The sequence below is a fragment of the Isoptericola sp. NPDC055063 genome (assembly GCF_053608125.1).
Map to the genome: position 1 here is coordinate 83080 of NZ_JBSGUW010000002.1, position 14926 is coordinate 98005.

Here is a 14926-nt window from a genome sequence, read left to right on the forward strand (position 1 = left end):
CCGGGCATCCGCCGGGCGGAGGTGCCGCATCCTCCGGAAGGAGGACACGAACCATCCCCTTGCCGGACGCGGCGCGCACCCGCGCCCGGGCAGGGTGGAGCCATGATCACCGTCGAGCACCTCACCAAGAGATACGGGCCCGCGGCCGCCGTGGACGACGTGTCGTTCACCGTGGAGCCCGGCCACGTCACGGGCTTCCTCGGCCCGAACGGCGCCGGGAAGTCCACGACGATGCGCATGATCTGCGGCCTCACCCCCGCGACGTCCGGCACGGCGCGCGTGCTCGGCAAGCCGTTCACCGCGCTCGCCAACCCCGGCCGGCGCGTGGGCGTGCTGCTCGACGCCGCCGCCCAGCACTCCGGCCGCTCCGGCCGCGAGGTGCTCACCCTCGCCGCGCTGATGACCGGCGTCGACCGCCGGCGCATCGACACCACCCTGGACCTCGTGGGCCTCACCGAGCGCGAGGCGTCCCGCCGCGTGGGCCAGTACTCCCTCGGCATGCGGCAGCGGCTCGGCCTCGCGTCCGCGCTGCTCGGCGACCCCGAGGTGCTGATCCTCGACGAGCCCGCCAACGGCCTCGATCCCGCCGGCATCCGCTGGATGCGCGACCTCCTCGACGACTTCGCCTCCCGCGGCGGCACCGTGCTGCTCTCGTCGCACCTGCTGCGCGAGATGGAGGCCGTCGCCGACCGCATCGTCGTCATCGGCCGCGGGCGCGTCGTCGCCGAGGGCCACAAGGACGACCTGCTCCGCCAAGCCGGCGCGTTCGTCCGCTCCACCGACGACGCCGCGCTCGCCCTCGCCCTGCGCCAGGGCGGCGCCGGCGTGGAGGAGCTCGCCACCGGCGGGCTGTCCGTCGAGGCCGAGCCGATCGACGTCGGCCGCGCGGCCGCCGCCGCGGGCGTCGTGCTCGCCGAGCTCCGCGCCGCCGACTCCCGCGGCCTCGAGGACCTGTTCCTCGAGCTCACCGCCGACGACGCCCGCGAGCAGACCCGGACGGAGGTGCCGGCATGACCACCGCATCGACGGTCGCGCACGACGCGACCAGGACCCGCGCCCCCCGCGCCGACGTCCGGCCGATCTCGTTCGCCACGCTCACGCTGGTGGAGTGGCGCAAGCAGCTCGACACCCGCGCCGGCCGGTGGATGCTCGCCGTCATCGCGATCGTCACCGTCGCCGTCCTCGGCGTGATGGTGGGCGTGAACAGCGGCGACCACTCGTTCAGCGCCTTCGTGGTCGGCACCACGACGCCGTCGGCCATGCTGCTGCCCATCGTCGGCGTGCTCGCCGCCACGTCCGAGTGGTCGCAGCGCACCGCCCTCGTCACCTTCACCCTGGAGCCGCGGCGCACCCGGGTCGGCCTGGCGAAGGTGGTGGGCGCCATCGGGTCCGGCCTCGCGCTCCTGGTGCTGACGGTCGCCCTGGCCGCCCTCGCGCACCTGGCCGTGATCGTGTTCCGCGACGCCACCCCCGCATGGGACCTGTCGTTCGAGGCCGTCCTGCTGCTCGCGGTCACCGTGGTGCTCTTCATGGCGCAGGGCGTGGGCTTCGGCCTCCTGCTGCGCAGCACGCCCGGCGCGATCGTGACCCTGCTCCTGGTCCCGACGCTCTTCGGCCTCCTCGCCGGCCTCGTCCCCGGCATCGCCGGCGCCATCCCGTGGATCGACCTCGGCACCGCGACCGAGCCGCTGCTCTTCGGCGGCGGGCTCGACGCCGAGGGCTGGGCGCACCTCGGCACCGCCACCCTCATCTGGGTGGTCGCCCCGCTCGTCGGCGGCCTGTGGCGCGTGGCGCGGAGCGAGATCTCGTCGTCCTGACGGGTCAGCCGTCGAGGTGCCCCCGCATCTCGACGGCGATCTGGTCGGCGTCGAGCTGCTCCAGGGCCCTGCTCAGCAGGTCCGAGTCGTACGTCCCCACGGCCCGGGCCTCGAGCAGGGCCTTGCGCTGCGCCGCGATGGTGGCGAGGCGGAGCTCGAAGAACTGCGCCGACAGCTCCTCGGGCGTCGCCTCCTCCTCGTCCTGGTCGGCCTGCTCCCGCACGACGACGGTCCGCACCCGCTCGACGACGTACGGCGCGTAAGGCGTGCCGTCCGGGCGGCGCAGCTCCGGGTCGTCGAGCATGTCCCGGGCCGTGCCGTCGACGATCTCGCGCAGCCCCTCGGTGCCCTCGACGAGCCGGGAGGACGTGACGCCGGCCAGCCCCAGCCGGCGCACCACCCATGGCAGCGTGCCGCCCTGCACCAGGAGCGTGCCGGCGGCGACGCCGAACGCGATGAGGATGAGCAGGGAGCGCTGCGGGAAGCCCGACGGGAGCGTCTGCGCGGCTGCCAGCGTGACGACGCCGCGCATCCCGGCCCACACGATGACGACGCCCTCCTTGGGCCCGAGCGGCGCCGCGAGCAGGTAGTCGACGTCGGCGATGCGGCGCGTGAACCGCTTGCGGAACTCGGTGACCCGGTTGACCCGGCGCTGCCGCATCCGCTCCTGCTGGTCGTCGGTGAGGCCCCCCGACGCCTCGCGCCGCCTCATCGCCTCGAGCTCGACGCGTCGCTGCACCCGCCGGACCTGGCGGCGCGGGTTGCCCGCCTCCCACACCCGCCGGTCTCCCTGCGTCCACACGGCCGAGAGCGCCTTCGCGGCGTCGGGCGTGATGATCCCGTCCGGGTCGGTGAACTCGTCGAGCTTCGCGGAGACGCGCCGCTCCATCTGGTCGAGGTGCACGCGCACCTGCTCCGCCCGTCGCCGCCGGGCCGCGAGGTAGCGCAGCAGCGGGAGCACGAAGAGGGCACGCAGCACCAGGACGCCCGCCGCCGCGAGCGCCGCGACGCCGACCGCCGTCCACAGCGACCCGTGCGCCTCGCGGACGTCCTCGACCAGGCCGAACACCTCCAGGCCCATGGCGAGGAACAGCCCGCCCTCGAGCAGGGTCTCGATGGTGCGCCAGTTCATCCGCTCCGCCACGCGGTCCTGCGGGCTGAGGTGCCGCGCGGACAGCGTGCTGGTGACGAGGCCGGCCGCGACGGCCGCGACGATGCCCGACGCGTCGAGCTCCTCGGCGGGCAGGTACGCCGCGAACGGCACGACGAACGACACGGCCGTGGAGAGCGCCGCGTGCCGCAGGTGCTCGCGGACCCACAGGCCGAGGCGCCCGACGACCAGGCCGATGACGACGGCGAGGAGCACGGCCTTGGCGAAGCTCCCGACCACCTCCCACAGGCTCACGCTGGCGGCCACGGCGGCGATGGCCGAGCGCAGCAGCACCAGCGACGTGGCGTCGTTGAGCAGGCCCTCGCCCTCGAGCATCACGACGACGCGCTGCGGCGCGCCGAGCTTCTTGATGATCGACGTGGCGACGGCGTCCGTCGGGCTCACGATGGCGCCGAGCGCGATGCCGGCCGCGAGGTTGATGCCGGGGATCACCCAGGAGAAGACGAGCCCGAGCAGCACGGCGGAGATCACGACGAGCAGCACGGCCATGCCGCCGATCGCCGTGAAGTCGCGCCGGAAGTCCATCGTCGGCAGGGAGGCCGCCGCCGCGTAGAGCAGCGCGGGCAGCACCCCGACGAGGATGACCTCGGGGTTGATCTCGATGGCCTTGACGGCCGGCACGAAGCTCACGGCGACGCCGATCAGCACCAGCACCAGCGGAGCGGCGACCCCGGCGCGGGGTGCCAGGGCGGTGACGGCGATGACGACGACCGCCGCGAGCACGCTGACGAGGAGGACGTCCATGCCGAACAACGTATGCGCACGGCCGCGCGTTCTCCCGGGCCCGTCACCGAACCGGGATCCAAGTGATCCAGGTCACAGTCGCCGAGGGTTGCGTAACGATATATCGCGACGTAACTTAGATACGTCGCCGCCCGAGGTAGAGGTGCCGCAGGCGCTCCCCGGCCGACACGAACCCTGAATCCCGCACACAGTGAGGACACCGCTCATGCGTACCCCCCGAGACACCACCTTCGACCCCCGCTCCTACGACCCCCGGTCCTTCGACCGGCACCCCTTCGACCGGCAGCCCGGCCCCCGTGGCGACCGCCGCCGGCGCGGGGAGTTCCCCGGCCCCGAGGGCTTCGGCCCCGGGTTCGGTCCCGGCCCGGGCTTCGGCCCCGGCTTCGGCCCGCGCGGCCACCGGGGCGGCGGACGCCGCGCCGGCCGCGGCGAGATCCGCGCCGCCCTGCTCCTGCTGCTCGCCGAGCAGCCCATGCACGGCTACCAGGTGATCACCGAGCTCGCCGAGCGCACCGACGGCCGCTGGCGCCCCAGCCCGGGCGCCGTCTACCCGGCCATCTCCCAGCTCCAGGACGAGGGCCTCGTCTCGGTGGCGGACGAGGGCGGACGCCGCCTCGCCTCGCTCACCGACTCCGGCCGCGCCTACGTGGAGGAGCACCGCGAGGAGCTCGGCGTCCCGTGGGAGAAGGTGGCCGAGGACCCGCGCCGCCAGGGCCACGAGCTGCACCTCGCCATGCGCGGCCTCGGCGGCGCCGTCGAGCAGGTGGCCCGCACGGGCACCCGCGCCCAGGCCGAGGCCGCGGCCGCGGTGCTCGACAAGGCCCGGCGCGAGGTCTACCTCGTGCTGGCCGACGCGGCCGGCACCACCGACCCGGATGTGGCCGACGGCGACGACCCGTCAGCCGAGGCCGACGATCTCGGTCGGTGACCACCGCACGAGCCGGCCGGCGACGGCGAGCTGGACACCCCAGCCGTCGCCGCCGAGCCGCAGCTGCCAGAGCTGTCGCCCCGTGGCGGCGTCGAGCGCTACCCAGTGCACGACGTCGCCACGGGCGTAGTCCGGTATCACGAACGCGGCCTGCCGCCCGTCGGTGAACGCCGCCTCCACGAACCGCGGCCCGTACGCGCCGAGCGCGTCCACCCCCTCGACGAGGTCCGGCCGCGACCACAGCACCTCGCCCGTGCCGAGGTCCAGCCCATACACGCGGCGGCCCTCGTCCACGACCACCGCCACCTGCGCCGTCCGCACCAGCAGGCTCGAGACGCGCAGGTCGGTGCGCCACAGCTCGTCGCCGTCGGCGTCGGTCGCCACCGTGGCGTCCCGGCGGCGCTCCAGCACCACGTCGTCGCCGCCGCCGTCCGTGCTCAGCGGCACCAGGTAGCGGCCCCGCAGGGTGCGCTCCTCGCCGCCGTCGGCGCGCAGCAGCCGGTCCGGGTCGCCGCCGCCGCGCCCGACGGCGTCCGCGTCGGTCCCGGCCACGTAGCCGCCCGACACGAGCGGCTCCACCGAGAACCCCTCGAACGTCGCCCGGTCCCCCGGCCGGTCCAGGCGCACGCCGTCCGGCGTGAACCACGCGTCGACGCCGCAGCCGCCCAGCCACAGGACGCGGTCGGTGATCGAGGTCTGCACGCCGCCGCGCAGGTCGACGCCCGACGTCGTGCCGTCCTCCGCCCAGCGCACGCACATCGCCGGGTCCACCGCGGCGTCGAACGGCAGCGTCTTCTCCCAGCGGACCTTCCCGGTGACGGCGTCCTCCAGCCGCACCCGCAGGTCGTAGCCGTCGGGGATGGCCCCCGCGCCCGCCGCGCCCGAGGCGACCTCCGCCGCCACCTGCGGGTCCACCGGCGCGGCGTCGCCCACCCACTCCGTGGTGACGAGGCCGCCGTCCGGCCCGGGGAACGCCATCGTCGACGCGAACCCGACCTCCCGCGAGCCCGCCACCGACCCGTCGGCGTCCACCACCGTGACCGTGCTGCTGCCGTCGCGGTCGCCGACCGTGGCCGGCGGCCGCGCCGACACGCAGACGATGCGTTCCGCCGGCGACGGCTGGAAGTCCCCCGACCAGACCTGCATGCCCGGGCCGCACGTCGTCGACCCGTCGGGCAGGTCCACGTCCCAGCGCCGGTCCCCGGTCTCCACGTCCAGCCCGAGCAGCGCGGCCCCCTGCTGCGCCACCACCAGCCCGCCGAGCGCCCCCACCAGGCCGCCCGGCGCGCTGCCCTCCGTCGGCACCCGCCACACCTCGCGCGGCTCGTCGGTGAGGTCGAGGACGCCGCCGGGCGCGGCGCGGAGCGCGGCGAGCCGGCCGCGGTCCCCCACCGTGTCGACGACGACCGCGGTGAGCGCCACCGCGGCCACCGCCACGGCGGCCACGAGCCGCCGCCCGCGCAGGAACCCCCGGACGCGGTCGGCCGCCTGGCCCAGCGTCAGCCCGCCGGCGTCCTCGGGCGGCAGCTCGGCGAGGTCGACGTCGTCCGCCGGGTCCAGGTCGATGAGGATCGGGCCCTCCGCGCCTCCGGACGGCTGCGTGGTCCGCACCTCGGCCGCGACCTCGTCCTCCTCGTCGCCGTCTGGCTCGAGGTCGAACGTGAAGGCGTCGGATCCGGCGCCACGCCGTCGGGCCACCCTTCGAAACTAAGCCCGGCCGGTCAAGCCCGCCCGCTGCCCCGCAGCGACCCGGGGTCCCGGCGCACCGTCAGCCCGTCCTCGTCGGTGACGGTGATCCCGTCGCCCTCCGAGGTCCGCAGCACCGTCCCGCCGTCGAGCGCCGCGGGCGGCGTGTCGAGCCTCTCCGCGCGGAACGTCTCCTGCAGCACCTGCCCGTCCGCCAGGTCCAGCCGGACCATGGTGTACCCGTCCTCGTCGCCGGACATCGTGAGCACCGCCTCGCGGCCGTCCGTCAGCACCCCCTGCAGCCACTGGTCGTCCTGCCAGCCGGCCATCGGCTGCGCGAGCGACCAGCGCGCCGCGCCCGTCCGGGCGTCGAGGCCCACCAGCGACCCGCCCGGGTCCTGCAGCAGCACCGTGCCGGCCGTGCGCACCAGCACCTGCGTGCCGTCGTCGAACGACCCCGGGCCCTCCCCCAGCAGCGGGTCGCTCAGGCGCGGGCGCACCCACAGGGGGTCGCCGTCCGGGTCGGCGGGGTCGAGCGCCGCGAGCCCGCCCGCCGTCTGCACCAGCCGCGGCCCGGCGGAGCCGTCCGTGGCCATCGGGTCCAGCAGCGCGCCGGGCAGCACGACGTCCGGCCCGTCCAGCGCGGTCAGCCGCGACCGGCCGTCGTCCCCCGCCACGACGACGCCGCCGTCGACGGACCGCAGCGGCCCGTCCTCCTCCTGCGCGGCACCGGCGTCCGGCGCCATGTCCCCTGCACCCGGCGGCGTCCAGACCAGGTGCGCCCCGCACCGGCCGAGCTCGACGAGGCCCGGCGACGACCGCAGCGAGTAGCTCGTGAAGCCGACCTCGACGGAGGAGTCGACCCACGTGAGGCACATGTCGGTGTCCGCCGGGTCGAACGGGACGTCCGTGGCCGCGCGGACGTCGCCGGTGAGCGCGTCCTCGAACCGCACCCGCAGGTCGGGCCCGTCGAGCGTCGCGAGCGCCCGGCGCGCGCTGTCCTCGTCGGCGAACGTCAGCGTGTCCGGCTCCGCCCCGTCCGGCTCGGCCACCAGGACCGTCCCGTCCGCGGCGGGCGCGACCGTCAGGCCGGAGACGTCGCCCAGGCCGCGCGCGCCGACCACCGTGCCGTCCGCGGCGACCACCGTCACCGTGCGGTCGTCGTCGGGCCCGCCGAGGCACACGACCTCGTCGAGCGGCATCGTCCACTCCACCGGGTCGAGCGGGCCGGGGCCGCAGTCGAGCAGCTCGCCCAGGGCCTGGCGCCACGCCTCGTCGCCGGTGGCGGCGTCGAGGCCGACGGCGTCCGTCCCGTCCTGCACGACGACCACGCCGCCGGTGAGCACCGCCAGCACGCCGCTGTCGGCCGCGGCGCTCCACCCGGCGTCGGCCACCGCCCCGGCGGCGTCGCGCACCCCGCCGGGCGCGGCGGCCAGGAGACCCACCCGGTGCCGCTCCGCCAGCGCGGTGCCGGCCGCCGTCCCCACCCCGGCGAGGACGACGGCGCCCGCGACCGTGCCGGCGACGATCCCCCACGTGCGCGGCCGCACCCGGCGCAGCGCCGCGACCAGGCGCTCGCCCGCGCCGGGCGGGGCGTCCTCGGGCTCGGGCGCGCCGGCGTCCGCCTCCGGCTCGTCGGGCAGGAGGTCGAAGGTGGCCATCGAGCTCCGGCGACGCGACATGCGACGGAGAGTAGCGGCGCGGAAGTGGCCCGCCGACCCGCGGCGTGCGGCGCGCCGGTCAGATCACCCGGCCGCGCTCCACACTGCGGGAGACGGCCAGCTCGAGCAGCGCCGTGCGGGCCCGGCGGCGGCGGTCGTCCGGGTCCACGGTGAGCCGGTCGCCGGGGTTGGCGCGACGGGCGGGGGCCGCGCCGACGGGGTGCGCCGGGCGGACCGGCGCCGCGACCGGCCGGGGCAGGTTCGCGTGCGTCGGCATCGTGAGGGGCGTGGGCGTCGGCATGGTGGGCGTCGGCATCGGGGCCTCCTTCCGGCGGCCCGGGTGGCCGCACGCCCCCCATGCTGCGCGGCGCGCGTTGCGGCGATGTTGCCCCGGCGTGACGTCCGCGTCAGGAGTGCGCCAGCGGTCCGTCAGAGGAAGTCAGAGGAAGACGACCGTGCGGGGCCCCAGCGGGCGCAGCAGCACCCGCCAGCTCACGGCCTGCGCCGCCAGCACCGCGGCGAAGGCGCCCAGCACCGGCCACGTCAGGCCGTGCAGCACGGCGGGCGGGGCGGCGAGCGCGAGGATCGCCGGCCCGACGACGGCGGCCGTCGCCACCACGGGGACGACGGCGAGGACCGGCCCCGCGCCCCGCACGGCGCCGGTGCGGTGCACGCCGCGGTCCAGGTCGAACCGGGCGGCGAGCGCCAGCCCCGCGGCGGCCACGAGCAGCACCGCCGCGACGAGCGCCGACGACGTGCCCAGGGCGGCGACCGCCAGCGCGGCGAGGGCCGCGAGCGTGGCCAGCGCGGCGGCCGGCACGAGGGCGCGCCGCACGCGCCGTCGGGCCTCCGCCGCGAGGGCGGCCGGCGCCCGGGCCGCGACGACGAGCCCGCCGTGCACCCGCGTCGTCGCGACGCCGAGGCCCGCGGTGACGACCGGGATGCCGACGGCGAGCGCCTGCGCGGCGCCCGACCCGCCGTCCGCCTGCGCGCCCACCACGGACAGCTGCACCCACGCGACGCCGGCGATCGCGCCGAACGCCGCCGGGAGGGCGAGGGACGCGACCTGCGTCACCACGTCCCACCGCGCGCGCCAGCCCGGCGCCGCGAGCCGGCTGCGCAGCCACAGCGCGGCGTCGCGCACCACCCAGGCCACCAGCAGGGCGACGACGTACGGGTAGCCCGCCGACCACAGCAGCGTCTCGACGTGCCCGAACGCCGCCACGAGGACGCCCGCGGCGGCGACCAGCCACACCTCGCCGAGCAGCAGCAGCGGCGCGACGGTCGCGAGCACCACGCGGCGGCGGGAGTCGTCCCGGCCGCCGAGCGCGCGCACCAGCGGCACGCCGCCCTGCACCGCCCCGTCCAGCGCGGCCCAGCCCACGAGCAGGGCCGTCAGGAGCAGGCCCCAGCCGAGCGCGTTCATCGGGCACCTCCGAAGGTGAGGACGTCGGCGCGGTCGTCCGCGCCGGTGCCGGTCTGTCCGGTGCCGTCCGGGCCGCGGTCCGGGCCGTCGTCGACGTCGCGCAGCACCTCCGCGGGCGGGGCGCCGAGCGCGAGCCGCGTGAGGCCGCGGCGGGCGAGGCGCGCCATGACCGTCCAGTCGACGACGGCGAGGGCGACCATCACGCCCACCAGCACCACGAGGGACGTGATCACGGCCGCCGCGGACGCGCCGGACACCGCGTCCTCGGTGCGCAGCACGCCGGCGATCGCCCACGGCTGGCGCCCGATCTCGCGCGCCGCCCAGCCGAGCAGCGCGGTGAGGAACGGCACCGGCAGCAGCGCCGTGAGGGTGGCGAACAGGCCGTTGCGCAGCGGGGTCCACAGGCGGAACAGCGTCTGACGCGGCAGCAGGAGCAGCAGCACGCACCCGACGAGGAACGCGAGCTGGGCCACCCCCATCATCACGGCGTACGCGATGCCCACGACGGGCGGCTGGCCGCCGGGCACGTGCTGCAGGTAGCCGAACTGCGCGTACCCGAAGCCGATCGCCAGGAACGCCCCGACGGTGCCCGTGACCAGGCCGATGCGCATCGACCGCCGCCACACGTCGTTCTCCGGCGAGAGCACGGCGCCCGGGACGCCGGCCGCGACGACGCCCGGGAGCCGCGTGGTCGCGCGGCGCAGGTGCCACGCGCTCACCCCGACCAGCAGGAACGCCCCCGCCATCAGGCAGGCGCCCACCACGTGCAGCGCGGACAGCAGCGCCGCCGGGTTGGTGATCAGGGCCGCCGCGTCGGTGACGCGGGCCTCGCCGTCGGTCATCGTGAAGCCGACCGGGTTGCGCAGGAAGCCGTTGGCCACCATCACCGTGAACGCCGACAGGTAGCCCGTCACGACGACCGCCCAGAACGCCGCCGTGTGCGCCCACCGGGGCAGCACGTGCCACCCGAACACCCACAGCCCCAGGAACGTCGACTCGAGGAAGAACGCCCCCATCGTCTCGATGACCAGCGGGGCGCCGAACACCCCGCCCGCGACGTCGAGCAGGCCCGGGAAGTGCAGGCCGAGCTGCAGCTCCATGACGATGCCGGCGGCGATGCCGAGCGCGTAGTTCACGAGGTAGAGCTGGCCCCAGAACCGGGTCGCGCTCTCGAGCGTCGCCGCCTTCGTCCGGTCGCGGGCGAGCGCCCAGCGCGTCTGGAGGATCGCGACGACGGGGCCCAGCCCCAGCGTCACCAGGACGAAGAGGAAATGGGTCCCGGCGAGCAGCGCGAACTGCAGGCGGGCGGCGTCGACGGCGGTCATGGCCTCGAAAGTAGAGCGGGCGAGCCCCCCGATCCCAGGGTTTTGCCAGGGATCGGGGGACAACCCTGAGCGATTTCGGGGGACTCCCCCACCCTCGCGCGGTCAGTCGCTCCGCCGGTCGCTCCGTCGGCTGCTCGGTCAGGCACGCGCCAGCGCGCTCCTCCAGGAGATCCGGCCGCCGGTCTGCAGCAGCGCCCCGCGGTACGCGCGCTCGCTCACGAGGAGGGCGACGACGGCGAAGGCGGCGAGGATCAGCAGCGACAGGATCGGCTCCCACCACGCCGCGTCGCCGGACAGCACCCGCACCGGCATCGCGACGACGTTCGCCACGGGGACGTAGGACAGGACCGTCTCGAAGGTGCCGCTCGCGGAGAACGTCAGGAAGTACACGCCCATGATCGCCATCGTCATCGGGGTGGTGGTGTGCTGCAGGTCCTCGGTGCGCGACGCGAGCGCGCCCGCCACGGCGTACAGGGCCGCGAGGCCGAGGAAGCCGACCGCGAAGAACAGCACGAACCACACCAGCGACGTCGACAGCGACGGCAGGATCGACGCCGTCGGCGTGAACGACAGGGCGGCGAGGCCGACCGCGGCGAACACGACGTTCTGCGCCAGCGCCACCACCGAGCTGCCGAGGACCTTGCCCGCCAGCAGCTGCCGCAGCGGCACCGCGGTGGCCATGATCTCCACCAGCCGCGACTGCTTCTCCTCCACCACGCTGCCGGCGATCATCTGCCCGGAGCCGAGCGCCCCGATGAAGAACAGCAGGGCGAGCGCGAACGACGCGAAGAACAGCGTCTGCGGGTCCACGGCGTCCCCGTCCACCCGGTCGGTGGTCAGGGTGCTGCCCGCGGTGAGCTCCGCGGCGGTGGTCCCCGCCGCCTCGGCGTTCGCGTCGAGCGTCTCCGTGGCCACCCCCGCCGTGAGCAGGCGCGTCAGCGTGCTGTCGGGGTCCGCCTGACCCGTGAGCACCCAGCCGTCGGCGCTCCCGTCGGCGCTCCCGTCGGCAGGGTGCAGCCAGCCGTCCGCGTCGCCGTCGGCGAGCGCGGCGCGGGCGGCCGCGTCGTCGGGCACCTCGAGGGTCGTGAGCTCGGCGCCGCCGCCCTGCTCGTCGGGGATCGCCGCCGCGGACTCGACGGCGGCCGTCGCCGCGGCGTCACCCGCCGGCACGGCGACCGTGAAGCTGTCCGTCTTGCTGCCCTGCCAGGCCATGAACCCGGCCAGCGCCGCGATGATCACCACGGAGACGAGCAGCCCCACGAGGAACGTCTTGTTGAGGGCGCGCACCACGATCTCGCGGTTCATCACGACGAGCCACGCGCCGCGCGTGCCCTCGTCGTGCGGGCGGCCGTCGTGCGAGCCGTGGCCCTCGGGCCGCTGCGTGTCCGGGCGGATCGGGGTCGTGGTCATGCCGTCACCTCGCGGTAGATCTGGGCCAGCGTGGGCTTCAGGGGGGTGAGCTCGCGGACACCGCCGCGCTCGAGGGCGCCGGCGAGCAGCCGCTGCAGGGCGGCGTCGTCGGCCACCTCGAGCAGCGCGACGGGGCCGTCGACGTCCACCGCGTGCACGCCGGGCACGCCGCGCACCCAGCCGGCGTCGCCGTCCGTCACGAAGCGGTGCCGCAGCGTGCCGGTCTGCTGCAGGTCGGTCGGCGCGCCGTCCGCCATGACCCGCCCCGCCTTGAGGATGACGAGCCGCTCGCACAGCCGCTCCACCAGGTCGAGCTGGTGGGAGCTGAACAGCACCGGCACGCCGCGGGCGGTGTGCTCGGCGAGCAGGTCGACCATGCCGTCGACGGCCGCCGGGTCCAGCCCGCTGAACGGCTCGTCGAGCACCAGCATCCGCGGCGCGCCCATCAGGGCGGCCACGATCTGCACCCGCTGCTGGTTGCCGAGCGACAGCTTCTCCACGTGCTCCTTCGACCGGCCCGCGAGGCCCAGCCGGTCCAGCATGTCGAGCACCTCCGCGCGCGCCTTCGGCGTCGAGATGCCCCGCAGCCGCGCCAGGTAGACCAGCTGGTCCAGCACCGGCTGCTTCGGGTACAACCCACGCTCCTCCGGCATGTACCCGAACGCCCGGCGGTCCGCACGCGTCACCGGCGCCCCGCCGAACCGCACCTCGCCGGCCGTCGGCGCCAGGACGCCCATGATCATGCGCATCGTGGTCGTCTTGCCCGCGCCGTTGCCGCCCACGAACCCGGTCAGCAGCCCGGCCGGCGCGGCGAACGACACGTCGTCCACGGCGGTCAGGTCGCCGAACGTCCGGGTCAGCCCGCGCACCTCGAGGAAGTCGTCGTCCATGACCACGAACCTACGGAGCGCACCCGCCCGGCGGATCCGCCCGGCGACGGAGATCCGCGCCTCCCCCTGGCGGCGGAGCCTCCACCCCCGACTTTCGTCGCGGCACGGTGGACGACGGTCGGTACCGGGCGCCGTCGCCGGCTGGCACCGTTCCTCAGGACGCACGGGCCACCCGCACCACCGGCCACCCGCACCACGAGCCACCCGCACCAAGGAGAGCACGATGACGTTCACCTACCCGCAGGGCACCCGCGGCGCCCGCCAGCCCCGCGGCCGCTTCCTCGCCGGCCGCAACCGCCGGATGGCGCGGCGCGCAGGCCGGGCCACCGGCGACCTCCTGGCCCTCACGACGATCGGCCGCAAGACCGGTCAGGAGCGGTCCACCCCCGTCGGCGGGTTCCCGGGCGGCGGCGGCAGCTGGATCGTCGTCGCGTCGGCCGCCGGCGCGGCCGCGAACCCGTCCTGGTACCTCAACCTCGCGGCCCACCCCGACCGCGCGACCGTCACGACAGGTGGGCGGACCGTGCCCGTCGTCGCCGAGGAGCTGCACGGCGCCGAGCGCGCCGCCGCCTGGCGGGTCGTCACGTCCACGTCGCCCGGCTTCGCGCAGTACCAGTCCCGCACCGACCGCGAGCTGCCCGTCATCCGGCTGACGCCCCGCGCGTGACCCTCGACGTAGCGATCGGTCCTCGTCCGCATGCAGGACGAGGACCGATCGCTACGTCGGCCTGCCAGGGCTGTGGATCACGGCCGGGCCGGCACCTCTGTCTCTGGTCTGCTTCCTGGGTGCACCGTCGTCTCGTCGTCCCCGCGTCGCTCCGGCAGGTCGCCTCCGCGCAGGAGGGGCTTGTGTCGTCCTGGCAGTGCCACGAGCACGGGCTCACGAAGCAGAACGTCGCCGCGCTGGTGGGTCGCCAGGACTGGAGCCGCGTGGCCCGCGGGGTGTTCGACACCGGCGTGGCAGGCGGCACGACCGACAGCTTCGACCTCCCCCGCCGACGATCGGCGCTCGTCGGCGTCCTCGCCCGTCCCGGCTCGGTCGCAACCGGGCTGTGCGCCCTCGTGTGGCAGGGCGTCCAGGGCGCGCCCGCGCGCATCGCACCGGAGGTCACGTTCCCCGACGGTTCGCCGCGGTCCGGCGGGCCGGGGCGGGTGCGTCGCGAGCGGCTGCGGCGATGGGTCGTCGTCGGAGGTCTCCCCTGTGTCCCGGCCGAGCTTGCGCTGGCGCAGGCGGTCCCTGAGCTCGACCGGGGGCACGCCGTCGCGCTGATGGACTCCGCCCGACACCGGCGGGTCGTCACGGAGGACGAGTTCCGCCGAGCCCGCGAGGCCGCGCGCGGTCGACGGGGGGCGGCGCGTGCGTCGTCCTGGTGGGACGAGTCGGACCCGCGTGCGGAGTCGCCGATCGAGACAGCGGCGCGCCTCGCCTGCACGGACGCGCACTACCCGCCCGACGCCCTGCAGCTCGTGGTGCGGGACGCACGCGGCCGGTTCCTGGCCCGGGTGGACCTGGCGTGGCTCCTGCCGGACGGTCGCGTCCTTCTCCTGGAGCTCGACGGACGCGACGCCCACACGACACCGAAGGCCCTCTTCGGCGACCGGCATCGGCAGAACGGGCTGACGAGCCTCGGAGCCGTCCTGCTGCGGTTCACCGGACGGGACGTCGCCCGAGGAGTGGTCGTCGAGGAGGTGCGCCGAGCCCTGGCTGCCGCGGGCTGGTCCCCGCACCCGTGGCCCGCCGACCGGGCGTTCGTCCTGCTGACGTAGCGGGGGGGGGGGGGGGAGGACCGAGGGCAGGGGGGAGGAGGGGGAGTCGGGAAATAAGGCGGAGGCCTGGAGCTTTTTTGTGGTCCCCCTTCGGGCGAGTC

13 protein-coding genes are annotated in these 14926 nt (G+C 76.0%); 5 read left to right on the top strand and 8 right to left on the bottom strand.

What is annotated here, in order from left to right; all coding sequences use genetic code 11:
* Positions 1-102 precede the first annotated feature (102 nt).
* Entirely contained in the window at positions 103-1014 is a 912-nt protein-coding gene (locus ACWF41_RS02365) for an ABC transporter ATP-binding protein (RefSeq protein WP_380318798.1), read from the top strand.
* Positions 1011-1817, top strand: coding sequence for an ABC transporter permease (locus tag ACWF41_RS02370; protein ID WP_380318795.1), 807 nt, complete (start codon positions 1011-1013; stop codon positions 1815-1817). Before ACWF41_RS02365 ends, ACWF41_RS02370 begins: the two co-directional genes overlap by 4 nt.
* 4 nt (positions 1818-1821) lie before the next feature.
* Here ACWF41_RS02370 and ACWF41_RS02375 read toward each other — a convergent pair whose 3' ends face one another.
* Entirely contained in the window at positions 1822-3732 is a 1911-nt protein-coding gene (locus ACWF41_RS02375; protein WP_380318792.1) for a cation:proton antiporter, read from the bottom strand.
* 205 nt (positions 3733-3937) lie between these two features.
* On the opposite strand from ACWF41_RS02375, the gene ACWF41_RS02380 reads away from it, so the two are divergent.
* Positions 3938-4660 carry a PadR family transcriptional regulator gene (locus ACWF41_RS02380; protein WP_380318789.1) on the top strand — a complete coding sequence of 241 codons (723 nt, stop codon included), beginning with the start codon at positions 3938-3940 and terminating at the stop codon, positions 4658-4660.
* Here the strand turns inward: ACWF41_RS02380 and ACWF41_RS02385 are convergent.
* From ACWF41_RS02385 to ACWF41_RS02415, 7 genes are all read right to left on the bottom strand, one after another.
* Positions 4631-6358, bottom strand: a complete 1728-nt coding sequence (locus ACWF41_RS02385; RefSeq protein WP_380318786.1) for an outer membrane protein assembly factor BamB family protein — start codon at positions 6356-6358, stop codon at positions 4631-4633. The genes ACWF41_RS02380 and ACWF41_RS02385 overlap by 30 nt on opposite strands.
* Before the next feature lie 23 nt (positions 6359-6381).
* The gene (locus tag ACWF41_RS02390; protein WP_380318783.1) at positions 6382-8028 is read right to left on the bottom strand and encodes an outer membrane protein assembly factor BamB family protein; all 1647 of its coding nucleotides are present in this window, start codon (positions 8026-8028) and stop codon (positions 6382-6384) included.
* Between the two features lie 58 nt (positions 8029-8086).
* Positions 8087-8323: a hypothetical protein gene (locus ACWF41_RS02395; protein WP_380318780.1), complete on the bottom strand. Its 237-nt coding sequence runs from the start codon at positions 8321-8323 to the stop codon at positions 8087-8089.
* Between the two features lie 123 nt (positions 8324-8446).
* The gene (locus tag ACWF41_RS02400) at positions 8447-9433 is read right to left on the bottom strand and encodes a cytochrome d ubiquinol oxidase subunit II (protein WP_380318777.1); all 987 of its coding nucleotides are present in this window, start codon (positions 9431-9433) and stop codon (positions 8447-8449) included.
* Positions 9430-10758 carry a cytochrome ubiquinol oxidase subunit I gene (locus tag ACWF41_RS02405; RefSeq protein ID WP_380318774.1) on the bottom strand — a complete coding sequence of 443 codons (1329 nt, stop codon included), beginning with the start codon at positions 10756-10758 and terminating at the stop codon, positions 9430-9432. The genes ACWF41_RS02400 and ACWF41_RS02405 overlap by 4 nt, the downstream gene beginning before the upstream one ends.
* A gap of 138 nt (positions 10759-10896) precedes the next feature.
* Positions 10897-12168: an ABC transporter permease gene (locus ACWF41_RS02410; RefSeq protein WP_380318771.1), complete on the bottom strand. Its 1272-nt coding sequence runs from the start codon at positions 12166-12168 to the stop codon at positions 10897-10899.
* Complete coding sequence (locus ACWF41_RS02415; protein WP_380318768.1) at positions 12165-13058, bottom strand: ABC transporter ATP-binding protein; 894 nt, start codon at positions 13056-13058, stop codon at positions 12165-12167. The genes ACWF41_RS02410 and ACWF41_RS02415 overlap by 4 nt, the downstream gene beginning before the upstream one ends.
* A gap of 223 nt (positions 13059-13281) precedes the next feature.
* Between ACWF41_RS02415 and ACWF41_RS02420 the strand changes: the two genes are divergently transcribed.
* Both ACWF41_RS02420 and ACWF41_RS02425 read left to right on the top strand, forming a co-directional pair.
* A complete protein-coding gene (locus tag ACWF41_RS02420) occupies positions 13282-13725 on the top strand; it encodes a nitroreductase/quinone reductase family protein (RefSeq protein ID WP_380318765.1) in 444 nt (147 codons plus the stop codon).
* A gap of 119 nt (positions 13726-13844) precedes the next feature.
* Positions 13845-14825 carry a hypothetical protein gene (locus tag ACWF41_RS02425; protein WP_380318762.1) on the top strand — a complete coding sequence of 327 codons (981 nt, stop codon included), beginning with the start codon at positions 13845-13847 and terminating at the stop codon, positions 14823-14825.
* The last annotated feature ends 101 nt before the right edge of the window (positions 14826-14926 follow it).